Annotated in this window: 2 protein-coding genes; both read right to left on the reverse strand. The window is 64.7% G+C overall.

Annotated features, from left to right (window positions below; all coding sequences use genetic code 11):
• On the reverse strand, window positions 1–446 hold a 446-nt coding region (locus Q1W26_RS09070), incomplete at its 3' end, for a UvrD-helicase domain-containing protein (RefSeq protein ID WP_300438764.1).
• Window positions 443–3,973 (reverse strand): exodeoxyribonuclease V subunit gamma, encoded by a 3,531-nt coding sequence (gene recC / locus Q1W26_RS09075; protein ID WP_300438767.1) that lies wholly within the window; start codon window positions 3,971–3,973, stop codon window positions 443–445. The genes Q1W26_RS09070 and recC, both read right to left, overlap by 4 nt.
• Between the last annotated feature and the right edge of the window lie 265 nt (window positions 3,974–4,238).

Below are 4,238 nucleotides of genomic sequence, written 5' to 3' on the forward strand. Positions count from 1 at the left end.
GCGTGCTCGCGCAGCATGCGGTTGCACCAGCCGTGAATCGTGGATACGGCGGCCTCGTCCATCCATTCGGCGGCCAGTTGCAGCTTGCGGGCGCAGGCGGTCCAGGCGTCGGGCGGATAGTCGGCGCGCAGGTCGTGGAGCAGATCTTCGCCCGGTGGCTTGTCTTCGATGTCGGCCGGATCGGCGAGAAAACAGCGGGCCGCTTCGGCAAGGCGGGCACGGATGCGGTCGCGCAGCTCTTTGGTGGCAGCGTCGGTGAAGGTGACGACGAGGATTTCGGGCGGGGTGAGCGGCCGGGCGAAGGCGGCTTCATCACCGCCGTGGCCGAGCACCAGACGCAGGTAAAGCGCCGCGATGGTGAAGGTTTTGCCGGTGCCGGCGCTGGCTTCGATGAGGCGGCTACCGCGGAGCGGAAAACGCAGCGGATCGAGGGAGGTCGGGGTCATGCCAGCTCTCCGGTGTTGGCAGCGGCTTTTTGCGCTCGGGCAGATCGGGCGAAGGTGGCCTGGTAGAGACGGCGCAACAGGACTTCGGCCAAATGGGCGAATTCGCCGCTGGCCGTGAGCGTTGCAAAATCCGGCCAGGCGCGCTGCAGGTAAGGGCTGGATTCAACTTCACCAGGCTGCATGTAGCCGTCGCCCTCGTAGATGCGGGGGGCGCTGCCGATTGCACCGCCGGCACTGTCGTCAAGCCAGGCGAAGGCGGTTTTGGCGGCTAGCGGCAGCGGCCGGGTCTGACCTTCTAGCCACGCCTTGAGGATTTCGTCGAGCTGCTCGCGGGCGACTTGCGGGTCGAGGGGTTCCAGCGTCACGTCGCCGGCCTTGCTGATGATCTGCGTGGTGAGCGCCCCGCCCGAAAGATGGGCGCCCAGGTGGCTGATCCAGTGTTTGATCAGGTTGTGGCGCTGGTATTTGCCCTTCTTGATCACATCGCTGCTTTCCAGCAGGACGCGCCCCCGGTTGCCGTCGGCATCAGTGCGAATGTCACGCAGCCAGTCTTCAACGCGCAGGCCGGTGGCGTCGCTGTGATAGCGCAGCTCTTCGTCGTGGGGGGCGGCAATGGGCCAGCGTGCAAGGCTGCTTGCGTAGCGTTCGAACATTTTTTCCATCGGCTCGGCAAGCGCGTCGACCATCACGTCGGCAAAGGCGCGGGCGGCCAGCTCACCGCGACGGCGGATGCGCTGAAGGCCTTCGGCGAGCGCGTCCTCACGCGGTGTTCCGGCATGCACGGCGTTTGCCTGCAGCGCGATGAGTTCGTTCCACAGGGCCCACTTCTGCAAACCGTCGAGATCAAAAGGCTCCTGGTCTTCACTGGCCGGATCGTCCATTTCGAAGCTGACGTGCAGGCGCTGGCGGAAGAAGGCTTTGACCGGATCGCGCAAAAAGCCGGCCAGATCAGCCAGCTTGAGGGGCTCGCTGCGGGGCAGGCTGGCGAGCCGCCCGGTGTCGGCTGCCGGGCGATCGTCGGCAATGCGCCATTCCCTGGCGTAGGTAAATAAACGCGCACCGGTGACATCAGCCGGGAAGTAGTCGGGGTTGAAGGGCTGCAGGCGGTGTTCGATGGTCAGCACGTCGAGCAGTGCGCCCTCCTCTTCCTGATACCCGGCCAGCTTCCAGCCGGCGGCGAGGTGATCGCGCAGCTGGCCAACCAGCACCGACGGCGGGCGCACCGTGTTGTCGTTGATGCTGCGCCCGACCCATGAGACGAGCAGCCGCTCCCGCGCCGAAAGCAGCGCTTCGAGAAAGAGATAACGGTCGTCCTCACGGCGGGAACGGTCGCCGGGGCGGTAGTCACGCCCCATCAGGTCGAAATCCATCGGCACCCGGGTACGCGGGTAATCTCCGTCGTTCAGCCCGAGCAGGCAAACCTGGCGAAATGGAATCGCGCGCATCGGCATGAGGGTCGCAAACGTTACCGTGCCGGCAAAAAAACGCTGCGACAGGCCGCTGTCGTCAAGCTGGGCCAGCCAGTGTTCGCCCACCACGGCCAGCGGCAATGGGCTGTCGAGCCCGGCCTGGGCGCAGGCATCCTGCCAGCGCTCGAGGGCAAGTTCGAGTTGCTGCAGCGTGAAGGCGTCGGCGCTCTCTTCCGGGGCAAAGAAATCAGCCATGAGGCCACGCAGGCGGCGGCACCAGTCGGCGGCACTCGCCTCGCTGGCAAACGCGCGCCAGGTGGCTTCGAGCCGGTCGAGCAGTTGCACGAGCGGGCCGAGCAGCGCCGCATCGAGGCCGCCGATTTCGTCGAAAGGCTCGATGTCCTGCCAGGCGCCCCCGGTAGCCCCCACGGCGTAGCCCAGCAGCATGCGACGCAGGCCGAAAAGCCAGGTGTTGCCATCCGGCGAGTCCGGCAGGTCAAGGCTCCGCCGGTGTTCGGAATGCAGGCCCCAACGCACATTGGCGCCGTGGATCCAGCGATGGAGCAGCGGCAGATCGTCGTCGGCAATGCCGAAGCGGCTTCTCAGGGCCGGCACTTCGAGAAGATCGAGCACATCGCTCACAGCGATGCGCGAGGCCGGCAGATCGATGAGTTTTGCGATCGCATTGACCAGCGGATCGTGATGCCGGCGGCCCTGGTCGGCAATGCTGAAGGGGATGAAGCGCGGATCAAAACTGTCGACAAGGCCAAACACGGCCTGGATATGGGGCGCGTAGGCGTCGATGTCCGGCACCATCACGATCACGTCCCGCGGCCGCAGGCTGGCATCCGCATTGAAGGCAGCGAGAAGCTGGTCGTGGAGAACCTCGACCTCGCGCTGGGCACTGTGCGCGACGTGGAAGCGGATCGAGTCGTCGTCGGCCGACACATCCGGCCAGCGGGCGCGGGTTTCGGATAGCGGGCGCAGATCGCGGATGTCGTCCTGCAACTGGTTGAGCAGGCAATCCTGCCCATGGGATGAAAACAAATCGATGCGCTGACGGATATCCACAAAATACTGCAGGTAGCCCGCACGGGCAGCGTCGCTGTCGTGCTCGTCGAGCAGGCCGATGAAGTCGCGCCCCTGCTTGCCCCACGCGGCCAGAAGCGGATGGGCATGAAGATGCAGGTTCTCGTCGGCAATCTCGGCCGGCATGCCGGCGCGGCGCTGCTGGCGCGTGCGGGTGGCGCGCAGCAGATCCTTGTCAGCGACGATGTCGGCCCAGTAATGCTCGCAGGGGTTATGAACGCACATCAGCACTTGAGTCCAGCGAGCCAGCGCCGCGAGCACTTCCAGTGACTGGCGCGGCAGCGCCGAGATGCCGAATACCATGACCCGGCGTGGCAGACCGGAAGGGCGTTCGCCCATCGGCCCGTGCTCGGGCCACGCCTCCACCTTGCGCAGAAAAGCGTCGTGCACTGCAGCACGGCCCTGCCCCGCCAGAGCGTCATCACCTTCTGTCACAGCCACGTCGGCTAGCAGGGCCCGCCAGAGGCCGGCCTGCCAGCGCTGCTCTTCGGGCAGGCTCACGCGCTCTCCGGCGACGCGGATCAGCACATCGTCGCCTGCGGCCCACGCAGCCAGCCAGTCCGCACGATAAACCTGGTATTGGTCGAACAGATCCGCAAGACGTTCGGCAAGCTGGAAACGCTTGCGCAGGTCTGCATCGCTTGCAAGGAAGCGCCGCATCGGTGCATAAGCCGGCTGATCCATCAGCTCGGGCAGCAAACGCATCAGCCGCCATACCAGCAAGGGCTTGTCGAACGGAGAGGTTTCGGGCACCACATCGCGCCCAAGCACAGCCCGATACACCTGCCACAGGAAACGTGACGGCAGGGACATGTCGAGCCCGGCTGCAATGCCGCAACCTCCACCGTCGGCATCCTCTGCCAGTGCAAGCCTCAGCCACTGGGCGATGCCGTTGCTGTGCACGAGAAGGGTTTCGGTTTCGAGGGGAGCGAGCGGATAGCGCCGAATCCAGGCAAGCAGCAAATCGCGCAGCGATTCTGGGTGGTTACCATGGACCAGAATCAGGCCGGGCATCAAATCGGGCGTCAAATCAGCCTCCGGAAACGCGGAAATAATCTCGAAGAGATCAGGGATATTTGCAATTGCACACGCAATGCCCATCGACATGCGAGGATCATCGCGTCTTCCCGTACGGCAGCCTCCTGCAAAATGCCGCTTTATTCGGGGATCGCTGGCTAAGTTTAGCCTGCGTTAATCCAGCCGGGACATCGCGTGAGGACAGGTTTCGGAGTTACTGCCTGGCTCGCAGTGGAGAGTGTTTTGTTTTTTGGGGGTTGATTGGAGCGTGATGTTG

The organism is Zoogloea sp. (genome assembly GCF_030157465.1).
Taxonomy (GTDB): domain Bacteria; phylum Pseudomonadota; class Gammaproteobacteria; order Burkholderiales; family Rhodocyclaceae; genus Zoogloea.